The following is a 17,080-nucleotide window of genomic DNA, read 5'->3' on the forward strand; positions in this document are numbered from 1 at the left end:
GATCGCTGCATGACCCGGCGCGATATCGTCTGGCGCGGCATAGGCGTGATGCTGGCCGTCGCGGCCTATGGCGTGGCCGCGGCGATGAATGGGTCCGCGCTGGCGATGCTCGTGTTTCCGATCGCGCTGCTGGGCCTGACGCTGATGATCAACGGCAAGCGCGTGGTGGTTGTGCTGCGGGCCGAACGTCATGGTCACGGGCATACCGCCGAAGCGATCCACGCCGTGCGCCTCCGTCGCTCCCGCCGGCGCGTCGATCCGCCCTATTCCTGATTACCGGACACCGAACATTCATGACTTATTTCAGTCCGCAGGACGGCGTCCTGTGCGCCGAAGGTGTGCCGCTGCCCGTCATCGCCGAGGCGGTGGGGACGCCCGTCCACGTCTACTCCGCCGCCGCGCTGCGCGATGCCGCGCACCGTTTCAGGTCGGCGCTGGCGATCCTCCCAAGCGTACGTGTTGCGTTTGCCGTCAAGGCGAACCCGAACGGCGCGGTGCTGCACTTGCTGGCCGGGTGCGGCTTCGGCGCCGACATCGTCTCGGGCGGCGAGATGCGGCGCGCGCTCGACGCGGGGATCGCGGCGTCGGACATCGTCTTCTCGGGCGTCGGCAAGACCGACCGCGAACTCGCCGACGCGCTCGCTGGCGGTATTGGCCAGTTCAACCTCGAGCTGGAAGAGGAGGGCCAGGTGCTCGCTGCGCTGGCGCGCGCGCGGGGCAGGCGGGCGACCGCGGTGCTCCGCGTCAATCCCGACGTCGATGGCCGCACGCATGCCAAGATTTCGACCGGACGGCGCGGTAACAAGTTCGGGGTTGCGATCGCCGACGTCCCCGCGATGTACGACCGGCTGTCGCAGCTCGAGGGTCTCGACCTAGTCGGGGTCGCGTTGCACATTGGCAGTCAGTTGCACGATCTCGCACCGCTGGAGGAGGCCTATGATCGGATCGGCTGCCTCGTGGCGGACTTGCGCGCGCGCGGCCATGTCATCAGCCGCGTCGACCTCGGCGGCGGTCTCGGCATACCCTACCACGCCGACGACGTGGTTCCGACGCTCGACGCCTATGCGGCGATGGTCGGCAGGGTCACACGCGACTGGGATGTCGAACTCACGTTCGAGCCGGGGCGGGTGGTCGCGGGGCTCGCCGGCGTGCTGATGACGCGAGTGATCTGGGTGAAACCGGGTGCGGACCATCCGTTCGTGATCGTCGATGCCGCGATGAACGACCTAGCGCGGCCGGCTCTGTACGATGCCTTTCATCGCTTCGAGGCGGTCGCGCCGGACGGCGAGCGGATGGTCGCAAATATTGCCGGTCCGGTCTGCGAAAGCGGCGACGTGTTCGCGGTCGCGCGCGACATCGACCGGGTCCGCCGCGGTGACCTCGCCGTCCTGCACGCCACCGGCGCTTATGGCGCGGCGATGGCTTCGACCTACAATTGCCGCGCGCTCAGCCCGCAGGTTCTGGTCGACGGCGACCGGTTCGAGATCGTCGCCGATCGCTATCTACCCGAGGAGTTCGCGGCGTAGGGAGGCGGCCGGTGAGGTACGCGTGAACGATTTCGACCAGTTCCGCGGTCGCCGCCGTGCGCCGATCATCATGCAATGGGCCACCGTTGGTGACAAGGCAGCTCGAACACGTTTTGTCTAATGCCCGACAACGTCAACGAATGTCCGAAGCTGAGAAGCGAAAGAGCCTTGCGAATGTCCGCAACTGGTTGTTGCAACCGTGCCGCTGGCGGGCTCGCTCGCGAACCTAGATGCGCTTGCGTCCGGAGGTAGTGCCTGACAATCGGGTTCTGGGAAGCGACTATCCACCGCGCTTATTCGAACCAGATCCCGATCATCAAGACGACTTGCGATCAGGCGGCTAGCGAAACGTAGGATCGCAGTTCATCGAGGACCGAACGCCGCGACGCACGCCAACCAAGCTCACGTTCGCCCGGATAGCCCGGGGGCAACTTGCCCGTGTTGCCGGCTTGGCGATCGGCGAACAGGAACAACGCGTTCAGAACCCGTACCAGGCTCGGCTTGGAAGCCGTTTACCGTCAAAACGAGCGCCCGCTGTCGGCCACGAAACAAGCGCCTGTAGCTGCGGACGTGCCTGAAACCTGGTCAGACGAAACCACCATTGGCGCGGATCGTCTGACCATTGATCCAGCCACCATCGGGGCTGGCAAGAAACGCCACGACCGATGCGATGTCGTCGGGCTGGCCAAGCCGCTTCAGCGGATTGGCGTCGATCATCGATTGTACCAAGGCTTCCGACTTGCCGTTCATAAACAATGCCGTCGCCGTCGGCCCAGGCGCGACTGCGTTCACGGTAATGCCACGCGTGCCCAGTTCCTTGGCGAGGATACTCGTCATTGCCTCGACCGCAGCCTTTGTCGCGGTGTAGACGCCGTACCGGGGGAGTAGCGCGCCGACGACGCTGGTCGAGAAACTGATGATGCGACCTCCATCGTGCAAGCGACGTGCGCCTTCTCGCATTCCGCGAAAGACACCAGCGATATTGACCGCAAGCTGATGATCGAAATCGGCGTCACTGACATCGGCAATCGGCGCGAAGATGGCAACACCTGCATTGTTGACGAGGACATCGAGGCCGCCGAAAGTCCGTTCCGCAGCGTCGAACAGCGATGGTATACCGTCCGGCGTGCTGACATCGGCCTGTACCGCGATCGCTTCGCCGCCGGATGCGGTGATTTCGGCCACAACGTCTTCAGCATCCTCGCGACCGCTCGCGTAGTTTACGATCACGGCCATACCGTCGGCGGCAAGGCGCTTGGCGATGGCAGCGCCGATGCCCTTCGATCCTCCGGTAACCAGTGCAATCTTACGTCCCGTCATGATCCGTCTCCTTCTGAGACTGCATGTACGCTGTCGTGCGGTCGGAATAATCGGTCAGCCCTTGCGAAGTGCATTCGGATATGGCGAACAATGCGCATGGATCGCTTGGAAGCCATGCGGCTGCTAGTACGTATCGTTGAACGTCGTAGTTTCACTGCGGCAGCAACCGATCTCGATATGTCGCGCTCGACGGCTACCGAGGGCATCAAGCAGCTGGAAGCGCAGTTGGGCGTGCGCCTGCTGGAGCGAACGACACGGATCGTGACCCCCACGCTCGATGGCGACGCCTATTATCGTCGGTGCATCGCAATCCTGGCCGATATCGAAGAGGCGGAGGGAGCGTTTCAGGATGCCGAGCCGCGTGGGCTGCTTCGGATCGACGTCCATGCAATGATCGCGCGGCGCTTTCTCATCCCGTACATTCCCGCGTTCCTCGACCGTTACCCGCGGATCGATCTTCATATTGGCGAAGGGGATCGTCTCGTTGATCTCGTGCGCGAAGGCGTGGATTGCGTCATCCGTGCGGGAGAGCCAACTGAAAGTGGTTTGATCATGCGTCGTGTTGCCACGCTGAACGAGATGACGTGCGCGAGTCCGGCGTATCTCGCACGCCACGGCGTGCCAGCGACGCCCGCCGATCTCCAGGGTCATCGAATGATCGGCTATCTGTCATCGCGAACCGGCGAGATCATCCCCTTAGAGTTTATGGTCGAGGGCCGGCTCGACTACGTCACCTTGCCCAGCCGCGTAACGGTCGGCGGTGCAGATGCGATGGGGGAGCTGGCCCGGCTGGGCATGGGGCTCATCCAAGCCCCGCGTTATCGCTTCGTCGACGATTTTGCTGCTGGCACGCTGACAGAGGTGCTGGCCGACTATCCACCGTCGCCGACGCCGCTCGTGGCGCTCTATCCGCAGAACAAACAGCTCTCACCGCGTGTCCGGGTTTTTCTTGACTGGGCTGTAGGCATTTTCGCAACGGCCGATCTCTAAGAAGAGGTGCCCATACAGTTCGGCGCGATCTCTGACGTTGCGGTTGATCGGCACAAGTTAACACGACTGTGCGGCAAGCTTTTGGAAGCTGGATGTGACCCTTGTAAAAGCGCAAATGTACGAAGCGTTGGAATTGAGATGCGGGGGAGGGGCGTGAATGACCTCAATTGGGTCTTGCTAGGCCCCCATTTCCGAGCGGTCCCGCCGAGGCTTGGACTGCAATCCGGGGACAGACGATAGCCAGTGGTCAGCGTGACCGGTCGATCGATATGTTTGGTCGCGGCAAACAGGAGGATTTGTGACTAAGGACCGATGTCGATCGCCTGAGCCTCCGCGCGACGCGAGGACGACTTGGCAAAATTGAGTTGCTCGGCGATCGGATCGTTCCATCCGTACGGGTCGGTGCGGAAGGCTATCGCCCCTTCGGCATCGACATAGACATTGTGGTAGAGCAGCCGGACCGGAATACGATGCGGCAAGGGCACGAAGGTCATCTCGCCCGTCGCCTGCGCGGCCTGCCAGGCGTCCATGACGCCCCCGTCCTCGGCGAGAATCTGCGCGAAGCCGAGCGCGTCCTCGACGCGGACGCAGCCATGGCTGAGATGGCGCTGGCTGCGCTCGAACAGGGCCGGTGCCGAGGTGTCGTGCAGGTAGATCGCCTGGTTGTTGGCCATGTCGAACTTGACGAGGCCGAGCGCATTGTCGGGCCCCGGCTGCTGGACGATCCAGCCGTCACGCAGCACCATGTTATGCGCCTGCAGATATGCGTCGTCGACGTTCGCCATTTCACCGTTCTGGATCGATTTCGGCACGGTCCAGGTCGGGTTGGCGACCAGTCTGAAGATTGGCGATGCGAGCGCCGGGGTCTCGTGCCCGGGTTCTCCAACCACGACCTTTCGCTCGTCCGCCACCGTGCCGTCGCGGTAATAGCGCAACTGTGACGCCGCGGTGTTGACATCGATCCGCGTGGCCGGTGGCGTGCGTTCGAGCCAGCGCCGGCGCTCCAGCGCAACGGCCAGCGCCCGGGCGCGGTCGCCGGCGCCTAGGTTGAGCACCTTCAGCGTTTCGGGGCCGACGACGCCGTCTGCAGCAATCCCGTAATCGGTTTGCAATCGCTTCAACGCGTCCGCCAGTGCTTGCGTGTAGAGCGCCGACGTCGGGGAGGGGGCGAGCTGCGACAGATCGGTCGCTAAACCGGCGGGCGCCAGATACCCGCTTTGCGTCAGCTGATCGGCAATGGCCAAGACGCGCGGGTCGTGATCGCCGACGCGGATGAGGCCACCGGTAATCGGCTCGGTCGGCCCAGCCGCGGCCGCGGCCTGGCTGAAGCGGAGATAGGCGTCGGAGAAAGCCCGATATTCTGCGTCCTGCGGCGCCAGCGACGCCAGCCACTCGGTGAGTTTATCGGTCGCGAGCGCGACGCCGAGGCCGTCTGTAACGTCGGTTTTCGGACGAGGTAGGGTATAGACTTCGTGCAACGAGGCAGGATCGATGCGTCCTCCAGCCAGCGCTTCGGCATACGAGAGGGCGGCGCGCGATAGTGCTACGTCGGCGACGGCGGGGCTTGTATCCGTTGCGCTCGCAGCGGCGAAGGGCAGATGATCGAGACCGTGCCGGCCGCGGTCGGCGAGCGCGGATTGGAATGCCGCGATGCTCTGCTTTGACCATAAAGCCCGCCATTTCGACTTGGCGTACAACGTCCGAAGCTTGGGGTCCGTCACATCGGCCTTGTCGATCGCTATGGGGTCCGGACGAGCTATGGCGTCGATCGGAACGACCTGAGCGTGCGCCGCTCCATGGGTCAGCAGGATCAGCAACGGGATCGTGGATCGGTACAATGTTTTCAAGGGCATGCCAGACTAACGAGCCAGTTGGCAATTTGGACCAGCACGATGGACGGTTGCAGCAGAGGTGCGCCGTTCGCCGTGCTATCGCTGGTCCAAAACCGGTCGTCCTCGCTAATCATCCGGCCCCCAAGAGTTCTGGGCGGTCCCGCCGAACGGCAGGTCGAAGACCTGTGAGCGTCGCGTTCAGGCGATCCCGATGACCGCGATCAAGGGGTCACTTCTACTGCCATCGGCCAACACGTCTGCCGTGATATCTGCGAACCCGGCGCGATCAAGATAGAGGCGAACGAGTGCGGTATGACCGCTTGCATCGAGCGCTTGCCAGATGGCGACCGCTTTGGTTGGAAAGGAGCGGTTCGAGAAGCTGACGATGAACGGCGAGCCGGGCGTCAGAATGCGGCGTATCTCGCCGAACACAGCCACCGGCTGTTGAAGATACTGGATACCGACGCAGCACAGGGCTGCGTCGAATGATTGATCTTCAAGCGGCAGGATGGGATCGCGATTGAGATCTTGGACGAACGTGCGGTCTAGCCGCGGATTGGCGGCGAGTTCGGCGGCGTTCATTCCGTGGCCGACGACTATGGAATATTGCCGGTCGGACGGCAGGTGGCTTATCCAGCTCGACATCAGATCGAGAACGCGTCCGTCGGACGGCAGCCGTGCGCGATAACATCGGGTCAATGCTGCGACCGCTTCCTCATCAATATGCGTGACGAGCCGGGGCGGCCTGTAAAAGGCCAGATCATCGTCCGCATCTTGTTTGGCAAAGGCACCGGCGGGGAGTTCGGAGAGGATATCCTTGGTCAATGTACCATTTCCGAATGCGCGAACCAGTCGACATGAGAGTAGATGCGACGATAGGCCGACGTAAATGGGGCGCGCAGCCATGCAACGGCTCCGGAGGCGATTAGCAGCATTTCAGTTTGTCACCATACACTACGTTCGCACATGCTGATGTTGCCCAATTGGTTCCCAACGATCCACAGATTCTATCCGACCCGACTGTACAGTGCCTCGCCAACGCCGTCGGCCATACCTAGCATTTTTTGCGATCACTCGCGATTTGAGACCTAACAGATAGTCATAGATGGGGATTATCGATACCAATTCAGCACCATCCGTTGAAGTTTGGGGCGTCGCATCATCTCCGCCAGACCGCAACCGCAGATCGATAATAAATGTTATGTTAAATAGGGATCGGTCTATTTTCGTTATATGTAGCGAGTACCGGTCGCGCACGAAACGATACGCCAACTCTTTGTCGGGGAGCGGGAACACATACTCTGTCACGCCTAGTCGAGTTTAATGCTCGTTGGAGTGCCGATCTTCGACTGGGGTATAGTAGCGGGCAATATCGGCTTCGGCGAGGACATGACCGCTCGATTCTGTGACGAGCGCAACGATCTCGCAATCGGTCCTACCAGCATTCCGGAGTTGCTCGATCTCGTCGCTTACCATGTTGATGAAAGCAGGTACTGGAAAACGTTCCTCTCCTAACCCTAACGCATCGCGCAAGTGCTTTTGGGCACGAAGAGCTTCGGGAAGCGTAAACGCGATTTCATCGGCCATCGGGCGTGTCCATTTATGCAGATTGAGGGACGGTCGGGGGGCCAAGGCCCCCCGACACTGCAAAATTTATGCGGTGACCGCTTCGGCCTTTGCATTCACGCTCGACGTTGCCATCGTCGTGAGCTTATCGTCGGTTGCGTATTCCTCATCGAGCGTCACCTTGAGAATCGCTGCAATATCCGTGCGCCCGAGCTGGTTGGCCCAGGCAATCAGCGTTCCGTATCGTGTGATCTCGTAGTGCTCGACTGCCTGTGCCGACGCGATCAACGCGGCATCGAGAACCGCTTTATCCTCGATCTCGCCAGCGACTTCATTGGCCTCCTTGATAATGCCGTCGATCGCCGGGCAAGTCACTGCCTTCGCCTTTTCGCCGAGCAGCTCAAAGATGCGCTCAAGACGCACGATCTGTTCTTCAGTCTCAAGCAAATGCGTTTCGAAACTCTGCTTCAGCGCTGGTGCGGTCGCCTTGTCTACCATCTTTGGCAGCGCCTTAGTGATCTGGTTCTCTGCATAATAAACGTCCTGCAACTGATGCAGGAAAAGGTCGTCGAATGTCACGATGTCTTTGGAAAACAGGCCCATGATAGTGTCCTCGCTGAGCAGATAGCCGCGAAGCAAGGTGCTCCGGTACAGTCCAAACGCGCCGACTTCCGAGTAAGTTTCGCTTGGTCTGGCGCGATCGGTAAAGAAGATAAACCGGCATCGGCTGCCTTATCCCTAGCATGAATCCGGTTACCGATCGGCTTGAACATTCTATATATGAGGGCACTGGCTCTAGGTGGGTCAACTCATTACCACCTTTAAATTGCTGATCGCGAGGCTGCGGAACCGACGTCACTATGCAGAGGCTGATTGATTTTTATGACTAGCCGAATGTGTGGATACAATGGCTAAAGCAACAACAGCGGAGGCTGCGTAGCTTTACTAAAAATATGATTAACAACGAATTTTATTTAGACTGCCGTCACGATTTTCGGATCCGGTAGGCTCCGGTACGTGTCTTCAGCGCTTTGCCTTTCCAGCTGAGTTGTACCGCCCCTTCAGCCATCAACTGGTCAATGGCTGCATGGACGGCTGGCATTGCAGTGCGCCAATCTTTCGCGGGGTCGCTAGCAGTTAGCGCCCTTGCCACCTCGCTTGGACAGATCGTGCTAGTCTGCTGACGGCGGTCCAATAAGGCGAGCGTCTCCTTCCTGGCATTTTGGGTTACCACTTTTGACCCTTCGGTATCAAACACGTCGCATGCGACCAGCTATGTGCCACGGGTACTCAACGGTCGCCTCGCCCATCGGGCCGACTTGCCCGAATCGGCCATAACCAAGTTGCCAGACAGCCGTAGAATGCAAGCGTAGCATGCAAAGCTTTAGTGAAGAGAGAGCAAAAGGTGAACCGGACCCGATTCTCGTCTCCCCTATCCTGTAGCCGCCAAGGCAGTCAGCCATTCGTGAGTAAGGAGCGCGCGCTTCGTCATAGGTTGCTGCCGGATGATCGCATCCTGACGTCAATGGCGTTCGCGCTCTTCCTCCAGTTGTGGTCGCTAGTCCGTGCCGATAACCCATTCCGTTGGGCATGCGCCAGGCAGAACCATTCCCCAAAGCGATCAAAACGAGATCTGCAACCGCGCCACCAAGAGATAGCACTTCCATATCGCGAGCCTCTACCTGTTCACCACCACCGTCTACTGGAATACCCTGTGTCCGATCATGTCTTCGAAGCCCGACGTGGTGCATGCCTGGATACGCCCGACCATCTTCTTGACCATGCTGCACCGCTTGGATGGGCCCCTATCCTCATAGTTACGGATCGGACACTTCTTCGTAACAGCCAGCGCGCCGCAACTGGCGAACAATCCCGTTGAACGCCGCGGTCACGCCCTGTGCTCTGCCGATTTCGTTCTCCTGCCCGGCCGCGTCCCAGTAGAGCTCAAGTGGCCAGCGTTCCGGGCAGTGCGGGAGCAGGCAGCGCAGCGCCAATCGGATCTCGACGACATCGACGCGGGCGGCCGAGCAGCGCGCCACACCGCCGCGCAAGATATGCACCGATAGCGCGATGACAACGCGTTGATGACGGACGAGCTTGGACATCAATGGAAGTCGTGAGATTTGAATTTCACGACAGCTTCTGGGTCCATGCCGTCCGCATGGGGCGGCCAGTAAGAGTTGCGCGGGTTCGGGCTCCAGCCCTTGTCACCGCGGTCGGGGGAGCCGGTATGCTTCGCACCATCGCCGCGGCCGGTCCGGTGCGGGAACGACATCTCGCCGACCCGGTGTAGCAGGTCGCCATGGTCTATGATCCGGTCGCAGATGACGTGGATGACCTCGCCTTCCTTCTGCACCCTGCCCTTCATGCCAATCATCGACGCGGACATGACGGTGCGACGTTGGCGCTCGAACCGATCAGGCCACAAGATGCCGTTGGCGATGCCGGTCTCGTCTTCGATCGTGAGGAACAGCACGCCCTTGGCAGACCCGGGCTTCTGGCGAACGAGGATGATGCCGGCGACCTCGACATGTCGCCCATCGCGGATCGTCGCTAGGTCCGCGCATCTGGTCACGCCACGCCTGGCCAGTTCATCACGCACGAAAGTCAGCGGATGCGCGCGCAGAGAGAGTTGCAGCGCGCGGTAGTCCTCGATCACCTCGCGACCATCGGTCAGTGGGCGCAGTTCGACATCAGGCTCGATCCCTTCCGCACTGACGGCCTGGTCGGCGCGATCGGCCGCGGCGAACAGCGGCAACGGCGCTTCACCGAGCCCCCTCACCTTCCACAAGCCCTGGCGACGATCGGCGCCAAAGCTATGAAAGGCATCACCGTCCGCGAGCTTCTCGATCGCCGCGCGCTGGACACCCGATCGCCGCCATACGTCCTCTACGCTCTCGAACACGGTCAACTCGCGCGCGCCAACGATCTTGGCGCCGTCCGCGTTAGACAGGCCGCGGATCTGCCTGAGCCCCAACCGTACGGCGAGGTAGCGCCCGCTATACGGCTCCAGCGTGCAGTCCCAGCGGCTCGCATTGACGCAAGGGGGGCGAACCACGACGCCGTGCTCGCGCGCGTCGCGGACGATTTGCGCGGGCGCATAGAAGCCCATCGGCTGCGCATTCATCAGGCTCGCGCAGAACACATCGGGATGATGATGCTTCATCCATGACGAAGCGTAGGAGATCTTGGCGAACGACGCCGCGTGGCTTTCGGGGAAGCCGTAGGAGCCGAAGCCCTCGAGCTGGCGGAAGGTGCGCTCGGCAAACTCACGGGGGTAGCCGCGCTCAACCATGCCTCCGATAAGCTTTTCGCTGAAGTGCGACACGCCACCCGTAAACTTGAACGTCGCCATGGCGCGGCGCAGCTGATCCGCTTCGGCTGGCGTGAAACCGGCACCGACGATCGCGACCTTCATGGCCTGTTCCTGGAACAGCGGCACGCCGAGCGTCTTTTCCAGTACCGCGCGTAACTCAGGTCGTGGGTATTCCGGCTTCTCCAGCCCTTCGCGCCGGCGCAGATACGGATGGACCATGTCGCCCTGGATCGGCCCCGGCCGTACGATCGCGACCTGAATGACGAGATCATAGAAGCGCCGCGGCTTCATCCGCGGCAGCATCGACATCTGCGCGCGGCTTTCGATCTGGAAGGTGCCGAGCGTGTCGGCCTTCGAGATCATGGCGTACACGTCGGGATCGTCGTCCTGCAGGTCGGCCAAACCGACGCGCAGCCCCTTGTCCGCCTCGAGCATGTTGAAAGCGCGGTTCATGCAGCCGAGCATGCCGAGACCCAGCACGTCGACCTTCATGAACTTCAGCGCATCGATGTCGTCCTTGTCCCATTCGATGATCTGGCGGTCGTCCATCGCCGCGGGTTCGATCGGGACGAGATCGTCGAGACGGTCATGGGTGAGGACGAAGCCGCCCGGGTGCTGTGACATGTGGCGCGGCACGCCGATCAGCTTGCGGGCAAGCTCGAGCGTCAGGCGCAGGCGACGATCGCCGATGTCGAGGTTCAACTCGTTGACCTGCTTTTCACCGACGCCCTCGGCCGACCAGCCCCACACCTGGCCGGCCAATGACGAGGTCAGATCCTCGGGCAGACCGAGCGCCTTGCCTACGTCGCGTACGGCACCGCGCGCCCGGTAGCGCGTGACCACTGCGGTCAACGCGGAATGGTTGCGGCCATAGGTCTCATAGATCCACTGGATGATCTCTTCGCGGCGCTCATGCTCGAAGTCGACGTCGATGTCGGGCGGCTCGCGGCGCTCGCCGCTGACGAAGCGCTCGAACAGCAGCTCGTGCTTGATCGGGTCGATCGAGGTGACGCCAAGCACGAAGCAGACGCAGGAATTGGCGGCCGAGCCGCGGCCCTGGCACAGGATACCCCGCCGGCGGGCTTCGCGAACGATCGCGTAGACGGTCAAGAAATATGGCGCATAGCCAAGCTCACCGATCAGCCGCATCTCGTGGGCGATCTGCTCGGTATAGGCAGCCGGCACCGTACCGTTGAACATCACGTCGACCGCGTCTTCCGCCAGCTTCTGCAGCGCCTCTTGCGCGGTCAGCCCGTCGATCAGCCGCTCGTGCGGGTATTGATAGGCCAGTTCGCCCAGATCGAAGGTGCACAGACGCGCAATATCGACGCTCGCACGCAGCGCGTCGGGATACGCTTTGAAGCGCCGGACCATCTCGTCGGGAGATTTGAGCGCACGATCGGCGTTGACCTCGCGCCGGTAGCCAAGCTCGTCGACGGTGCATTTCTCGCGCACGGCCGTCACAACGTCCTGCAGCAGCCGTGCTTCTGGCGCGTGGTAGAGGACATCACCCGTCACCACCGCGCGAACGCCCACGCCGCCCGCCTGCCGCGCCAGAGCGTCGATCCGCACAGCATCGTCCGGCCGGCGTCGCTGGAACAGCGCCATGTACCCGCGACGCCCATAGACCGTCTTCAGATCGGCGAGCGCCGAGAGATTATCCTCGTCCGCCTCGTGCGGCAGCAGGATGGCGATCATGCCCTCCGACCAGGGTTCGAGGTCATGCCAGTCGAGCAGGCATCCGCCCTTCCCCGCCCGCTTCTTGCCCACCGTCAGCAGCCGCGTCAGACGCGACCAGGCGGGGCGGTTGGTCGGGTACAGCAGCAACTGCCGCCCGCAGGAGAGGTTGAGGCGCGTGCCGGCGATCGAGCGAACGCCCGTCGCCTTCTGCGCTTCCCATGCACGCACCACCCCCGCGACGGTGCCGATATCGCTGACCCCAATCGAGGGATAGCCGAGCAGCGCCGCTGCCGCGAACAGTTCCTCAGGGCTCGACGCGCCGCGCAGCAGAGAGAAATGCGTGAGGACCTGGAGTTCGACATAGTCGGTCATGCGAACACGCCGTGCATCCACCAACTCAGATCGCCGGTGTCCTCGACGAACCCGTCGCCACGCCGGAACACCCAGTAGCGACCGCCTGTATCGTCCTCGACGCGGTAATAGTCGCGCACCGCCCACACTTCCGCGTCACGACGCCACCATTCACCGTGGATCCGCTCAGGGCCGTCGCCGGCCACGACCTTGTGCGGACGGCCACGCCATTCGAACCGTCGTGGTGGCTGATCGGGCATGAGCGCTATGACGCCCCATAGCGGTTCGGGCCTGGCCAACAGGCGCGTCGGTCGTCGCCATTTCGGCCAGCCCGCGGGCGCTACCACCGGGTCGGCGCGCATGACGGCGCGCTCGGGCACGTGACTTTCAACAGGGGCGATCCGGAACACGGCGTCAGCACCAATGCGGCCGGCCACGACGTCGACGAGACGGGCCGGATCGCGCACGAGGACCTCACCAACAAGAACCGCGCCGAGGTCGACCGCATCGAGTGGCTCGGTGTGCGGCGCCGCCAGATAGAATTGCTCGAGCCCCAAACCCGGATCAATCCGTTCGATCCGGAGCTTCATGAGCCGCAAAAGGTGCGAGACCTCGCGCGTCGGGCGTGATGTACCGACGGCCACAATCTGCTCGGTACCATCGACGCGTAAGCCACCAAGCCGTAACGATCGTACGCCAAGTCCCTCCTCGCGCAGCAGTTCGGCCATGTCGCTGAGCAAATCCTCCATGACCTGCGCGATCGCGTCTGCGGTAACGATCGGTTCGAGCAGCCGGCGCTCGACGGTCGGTATGACCTTGTCGGTCCGCGTCGTGATGGGCTCGGCGACCGCACCGAGGGCTTGATCGAGTCGCGTAATCGCCGCCAGCCCGAGCCGGCGTGCCAACGGCCCGCGCGCGACAGGCAGGAGATCGGCGACGCGCTCGAAACCGAACTTGCGGGCGGCGACAAGCGCAGTGCCGGCAAGGCGCAGCGCAGCGACCGGAAGAGCGCTAAGCGCGTCGACCGTCCGCCCTGCCGGGACGATCGTGATGTCGGCAGACCCGAACCGCGCAACGGCGTGGGCCGCGCCCGGTGTGTCCGCCACCGCCACGCGCGCCGTGAATCCGGCACGCTGGCAAAAGGCGCGCAGACGCCGACAGAACCGCTCTTCGCCGCCATGAAGATGCGCGCAGCCGGTCAGGTCGAGCCACAGCCCATCGGGCGGCGTGGCTGCTGCGATCGGCGACCAGCGGCGCACCGCACGCAGCGCGAGCTGGTCCAGCAACGCTGCATCCGCCTCGGTCTCGGACGGTCGGATGTCGAGATCGGACACCAGCGCGCGCGCATGGGTCGCGGCCATTCCGATTGTGATCCCCAACGCCGCAGCGCCATCGCAGGCGGCCACCACCTCTTCGCGCCGGCCCACCTTGCCGACCAGTGCGAGCGGTGCCCGGTGGAACGCAGCGACGGTCGTTGCGACCCTGTCGTGACTATCCGCTGGCGCAAGTCCGTGGAACGGATGGTTCGCCGCTTCCGAACGTCGGCCAAGTTCACGCATGGGCGGTTTGGCATGCGTAGGCAGCGCTGCGATCGAGCCTTCGACATCGTGCCTGGTCGGCATGTCGGCACGTGCCCACCGTGCACCCGGCCGCCACCCGCCGCCCCGCGGTACCGAACACGGACCGGGATCGTCGTCGACAGGAAGCTGAAGGGCTGGCCCCTCAGGCGGCCGCGTAGCGTGCCGGTCCAGCCGTCTCAGCCGCTCGATGGCCAAGTGCGGCAGGAACAGCGAGACAACCCGTCTCATCGCAGCCCTCCAAAATCATCGAAAATGCTTCGCCGCCACGCTGCCGTGCGACCTCGACCCACCACCGTGACCGTCCAACGCCTGCAACACCCAGGCGCTCGGATGACGCACTGGCGATGCGCCAGCGTGTCCAGGCAGCGGACGGTTCGGTGAGCGGATCCTGGTCGCGGGTGCGTCGGCGCCGCAGGATAAGAATGGGGATGTCGACGTCGGCCGCTACCAGTTGCAGGCGCCGGGTCACTACCATCGACATCCGGCTTACCTCGGCGATCACTGTCGACGGCGTTCCGTCGCGCACCGCATCCTCGACGACAGCGAGCAGGGCCGCATCGTCACGGGGTTGTGCGTGGATCAGGTCGGCTGACGATAGCCCGGCCTGTTCAAGGCCAGGTGCGTAAAGATCGTTGCGACAGCTCACCCACAGCACCGGTCCGCGTGTATGGGCAGCCTCTCGTGCGGCGATACCTGCCAGGAACAGCGTCGCCGCAGCATCGTCGACCATTGAACAGCTTTGTGCGGCCACCTCATGCAGCGCGCCTGCGCGCAGCCCCCCGCTCGCGAGACGATCGTCAAGCGCAGGGATACCGAATGGCATGATGCGGTGATCCACCGCCGGCGTAGCGATAGTCCGCAGGTCGGCGATGGTGGTCGGCAGGGACTCGAGGGCGGTGTTCATGACGGCTAGACTCTATACGTTCTCTTTATGTTCCATCACGGGATAGGGTTGGTCAACTAGGTTTATGTCCCGCAGTTCAGACTCTTTGGTCTTGACCACGGCTCACCGCGGTACGGAACGGTTGCGAAACGGAACGGAAACAGATCGGAACGAATTTGCTTTCGTTCTCGCTGCACCTGACTCATAGAACCGTCATGCCGATCCGCCCCGAGAACCGCTGGCTCTACCCGATCGACTGGCGGCAGCTGTCGCAGACTGTTCGGTTCGATCGTGCGGGTGCTCGATGCGAGGGATGCAGCAGGCCACATCTGCGCCGTGTCGTCCATCTCGGCGACGGACGCTGGTGGGATGCCGATGTCCGGTGCTGGCGGTCGGACCGCGGCAAGCGTGTTTCCATGAAAGCAGGGTTCGTGCTGGCGTCGATCCGGGTGACCTATGTAGTTCTGGCGTGTGCGCATCTCGATCATGATCCCGGCAACAGCGCGTCTTCGAACCTTAAAGCCCTATGTCAGCGTTGCCACATGATCCACGATGCAGCCGAGCATCGCTGGCAGCGCTGGTGGAATGTCTTTCGGCTCCTTGCGGTCCGTGATCTCTACGAAGATCCTCGTGTCACGCGAGAACGCATCGCCAGCCGTTAGAAATCAATGTTTCGAGTGCGCATCGCTTCGGCTGCGAGGTCCGCGATCGGCCCCCGCCCAGATGTAGCCTCATAGACTTTGCCTTACATCGTGACCGGCAGGCTTACTTGGCCTCAGCTGCACAGCTGCGACGCTGGCGGAGTCCAGTACGGTCTTTGTGCCGTCGTTCGCCATGGCTAGGGCTAGGACCCATTGATGTAAGAGACGCGATCTGATTCAGGCTCCGTGAGGAAACCTGGGATGAGCGACCTGTACTGGCTGACGGACGAGCAGATGGCGCGCCTGCGGCCATACTTCCCCAAGAGCCATGGCAAGCCGCGAGTTGACGACCGATGGGTATTGAGAGGCATCGGTTTCGTGAACCGCAATAGGCTGCGCTGGCGTGATACGCCTATCGTTTACGATCCGCACAAGACGCTCAAGAATCGCTGGAAACGGTAGGGTGAAATGGGTGTGTTCCTCCGTGTAATGGAGGGGCTGCCTGCTGCTGATGCCGATCCTAAGACCGTCATGATCGCGCGACGTATCTCAAAGCGCACAGCACGGCATCGAGCCTGCGAGCTAAAAAAGGGGATCTCGGGCGCCCGATTGGTCGCATTAAAGGCGGTACGAACACGAAGATTTACGCTGTGACCGATGCAAACGGCCGCCCACTAAGCTTCTTCATGACCGCTGGACAGTTCAGCGACTACATCGGTGCGGCCGCGCTGCTGGACGATCTGTCCAAGGCACAGTGGCCGCTCAGCGACCGCGGCTACGATGCCGACTGGTTCAGGGATGCCTTACAGGTCAAGGGCGTCCAGCCGTGCATCCCGGGTCAGCGATCCCGGCTCGAGCCCATCAAATGCGACAAGCGCCGCTACAGGCGCCGTAGCCGCATCGAGATCATGTTCGGGCGGCTGAAGGAATGGCGCAGCGTTGCGACCCGCTCCGATAAATATCCGACACTCTTCTTGTCCGCCATCGCTCTCGCTGCCGTCGTTATTTTCTGGCTTTATCAACGGGTCCTGACCCTAGCACCGCGTTGAGGAGGCCTGAAGCGCCGGTCGAAATCAGAACGGGGCAGCATGCTGATCATTTCGCGCCCAGTTTGGGTCGTCTCGATTAAACCTGCAGCGCGAAGCACCCTCAAGTGGTTAGACAGCGTGCTCTTGGGAATCGACTTGCACGGTGCCGCATATCGCGCTCCACCCCTTCATCATGGGGCAGGCACACCGTGTATCCGCACTCGCCCGCGTCCTGACGGAGCTTCGGGAAGCGGACGATCCGCGTATCTGGTGGACGACCGCCGGCGAGATCACCGACCATGTCGAGGCGAATGGCCTGGCGGTCTGACCGGCCCGTATCACACTAGCTGACGGCGCGTGCGTGGAG

The 17,080-nt window shown here is 62.5% G+C and carries 16 protein-coding genes and 1 pseudogene; 6 read left to right on the plus strand and 11 right to left on the minus strand.

Features of this window, described 5'->3' with window-relative positions:
- The first annotated feature begins 9 nt into the window (after positions 1–9).
- Entirely contained in the window at positions 10–273 is a 264-nt protein-coding gene (locus EV283_RS16240; RefSeq protein WP_130327118.1) for a hypothetical protein, read from the plus strand.
- A gap of 20 nt (positions 274–293) precedes the next feature.
- Entirely contained in the window at positions 294–1,526 is a 1,233-nt protein-coding gene (lysA, locus tag EV283_RS16245; RefSeq protein ID WP_130327120.1) for a diaminopimelate decarboxylase, read from the plus strand.
- 585 nt (positions 1,527–2,111) lie between these two features.
- Here the strand turns inward: lysA and EV283_RS16250 are convergent.
- Positions 2,112–2,846 (minus strand): SDR family oxidoreductase, encoded by a 735-nt coding sequence (locus tag EV283_RS16250; protein ID WP_130327122.1) that lies wholly within the window; start codon positions 2,844–2,846, stop codon positions 2,112–2,114.
- Between the two features lie 90 nt (positions 2,847–2,936).
- Between EV283_RS16250 and EV283_RS16255 the strand changes: the two genes are divergently transcribed.
- Positions 2,937–3,836 carry a LysR family transcriptional regulator gene (locus EV283_RS16255; RefSeq protein ID WP_242616019.1) on the plus strand — a complete coding sequence of 300 codons (900 nt, stop codon included), beginning with the start codon at positions 2,937–2,939 and terminating at the stop codon, positions 3,834–3,836.
- Positions 3,837–4,138: 302 nt separating this feature from the next.
- Here EV283_RS16255 and EV283_RS16260 read toward each other — a convergent pair whose 3' ends face one another.
- The 9 genes from EV283_RS16260 to EV283_RS16300 all read right to left on the minus strand — a co-directional run bounded on the left by EV283_RS16260 (position 4,139) and on the right by EV283_RS16300 (position 15,065).
- Positions 4,139–5,683 (minus strand): L,D-transpeptidase family protein, encoded by a 1,545-nt coding sequence (locus EV283_RS16260; RefSeq protein ID WP_242616020.1) that lies wholly within the window; start codon positions 5,681–5,683, stop codon positions 4,139–4,141.
- 183 nt (positions 5,684–5,866) lie between these two features.
- Complete coding sequence (locus tag EV283_RS16265; protein ID WP_242616021.1) at positions 5,867–6,493, minus strand: methyltransferase domain-containing protein; 627 nt, start codon at positions 6,491–6,493, stop codon at positions 5,867–5,869.
- Between the two features lie 495 nt (positions 6,494–6,988).
- Complete coding sequence (locus EV283_RS16270) at positions 6,989–7,255, minus strand: hypothetical protein (RefSeq protein ID WP_130327128.1); 267 nt, start codon at positions 7,253–7,255, stop codon at positions 6,989–6,991.
- 66 nt (positions 7,256–7,321) lie between these two features.
- Entirely contained in the window at positions 7,322–7,837 is a 516-nt protein-coding gene (locus EV283_RS16275; RefSeq protein WP_130327130.1) for a ferritin-like domain-containing protein, read from the minus strand.
- 382 nt (positions 7,838–8,219) lie between these two features.
- On the minus strand, positions 8,220–8,492 hold the full coding sequence (locus EV283_RS16280) for a DUF3253 domain-containing protein (RefSeq protein ID WP_347400225.1): 273 nt from the start codon (positions 8,490–8,492) through the stop codon (positions 8,220–8,222).
- 559 nt (positions 8,493–9,051) lie between these two features.
- Complete coding sequence (locus EV283_RS16285; RefSeq protein ID WP_130327132.1) at positions 9,052–9,339, minus strand: hypothetical protein; 288 nt, start codon at positions 9,337–9,339, stop codon at positions 9,052–9,054.
- Positions 9,339–12,602 (minus strand): error-prone DNA polymerase, encoded by a 3,264-nt coding sequence (locus EV283_RS16290; RefSeq protein WP_130327134.1) that lies wholly within the window; start codon positions 12,600–12,602, stop codon positions 9,339–9,341. Before EV283_RS16290 ends, EV283_RS16285 begins: the two co-directional genes overlap by 1 nt.
- A complete protein-coding gene (locus EV283_RS16295; protein ID WP_130327136.1) occupies positions 12,599–14,140 on the minus strand; it encodes a DNA polymerase Y family protein in 1,542 nt (513 codons plus the stop codon). Before EV283_RS16295 ends, EV283_RS16290 begins: the two co-directional genes overlap by 4 nt.
- A gap of 163 nt (positions 14,141–14,303) precedes the next feature.
- Positions 14,304–15,065, minus strand: coding sequence for a protein ImuA (locus tag EV283_RS16300; RefSeq protein ID WP_242616022.1), 762 nt, complete (start codon positions 15,063–15,065; stop codon positions 14,304–14,306).
- Positions 15,066–15,259: 194 nt separating this feature from the next.
- Here EV283_RS16300 and EV283_RS16305 point away from each other — a divergent pair, with 194 nt between their 5' ends.
- Positions 15,260–15,706 carry a hypothetical protein gene (locus tag EV283_RS16305; RefSeq protein WP_130327138.1) on the plus strand — a complete coding sequence of 149 codons (447 nt, stop codon included), beginning with the start codon at positions 15,260–15,262 and terminating at the stop codon, positions 15,704–15,706.
- A gap of 240 nt (positions 15,707–15,946) precedes the next feature.
- A pseudogene (locus EV283_RS16310) lies at positions 15,947–16,734 on the plus strand (IS5 family transposase).
- Here EV283_RS16310 and EV283_RS16315 read toward each other — a convergent pair.
- On the minus strand, positions 16,704–16,838 hold the full coding sequence (locus EV283_RS16315) for a hypothetical protein (RefSeq protein WP_242616023.1): 135 nt from the start codon (positions 16,836–16,838) through the stop codon (positions 16,704–16,706). The pseudogene EV283_RS16310 and the gene EV283_RS16315 overlap by 31 nt on opposite strands.
- Positions 16,839–16,876: 38 nt before the next feature.
- Here EV283_RS16315 and EV283_RS16320 point away from each other — a divergent pair, with 38 nt between their 5' ends.
- Positions 16,877–17,041: a hypothetical protein gene (locus EV283_RS16320; protein WP_242616024.1), complete on the plus strand. Its 165-nt coding sequence runs from the start codon at positions 16,877–16,879 to the stop codon at positions 17,039–17,041.
- Positions 17,042–17,080 lie beyond the last annotated feature (39 nt).

Source organism: Sphingomonas sp. BK036, assembly GCF_004216825.1.
Classification (GTDB): domain Bacteria; phylum Pseudomonadota; class Alphaproteobacteria; order Sphingomonadales; family Sphingomonadaceae; genus Sphingomonas.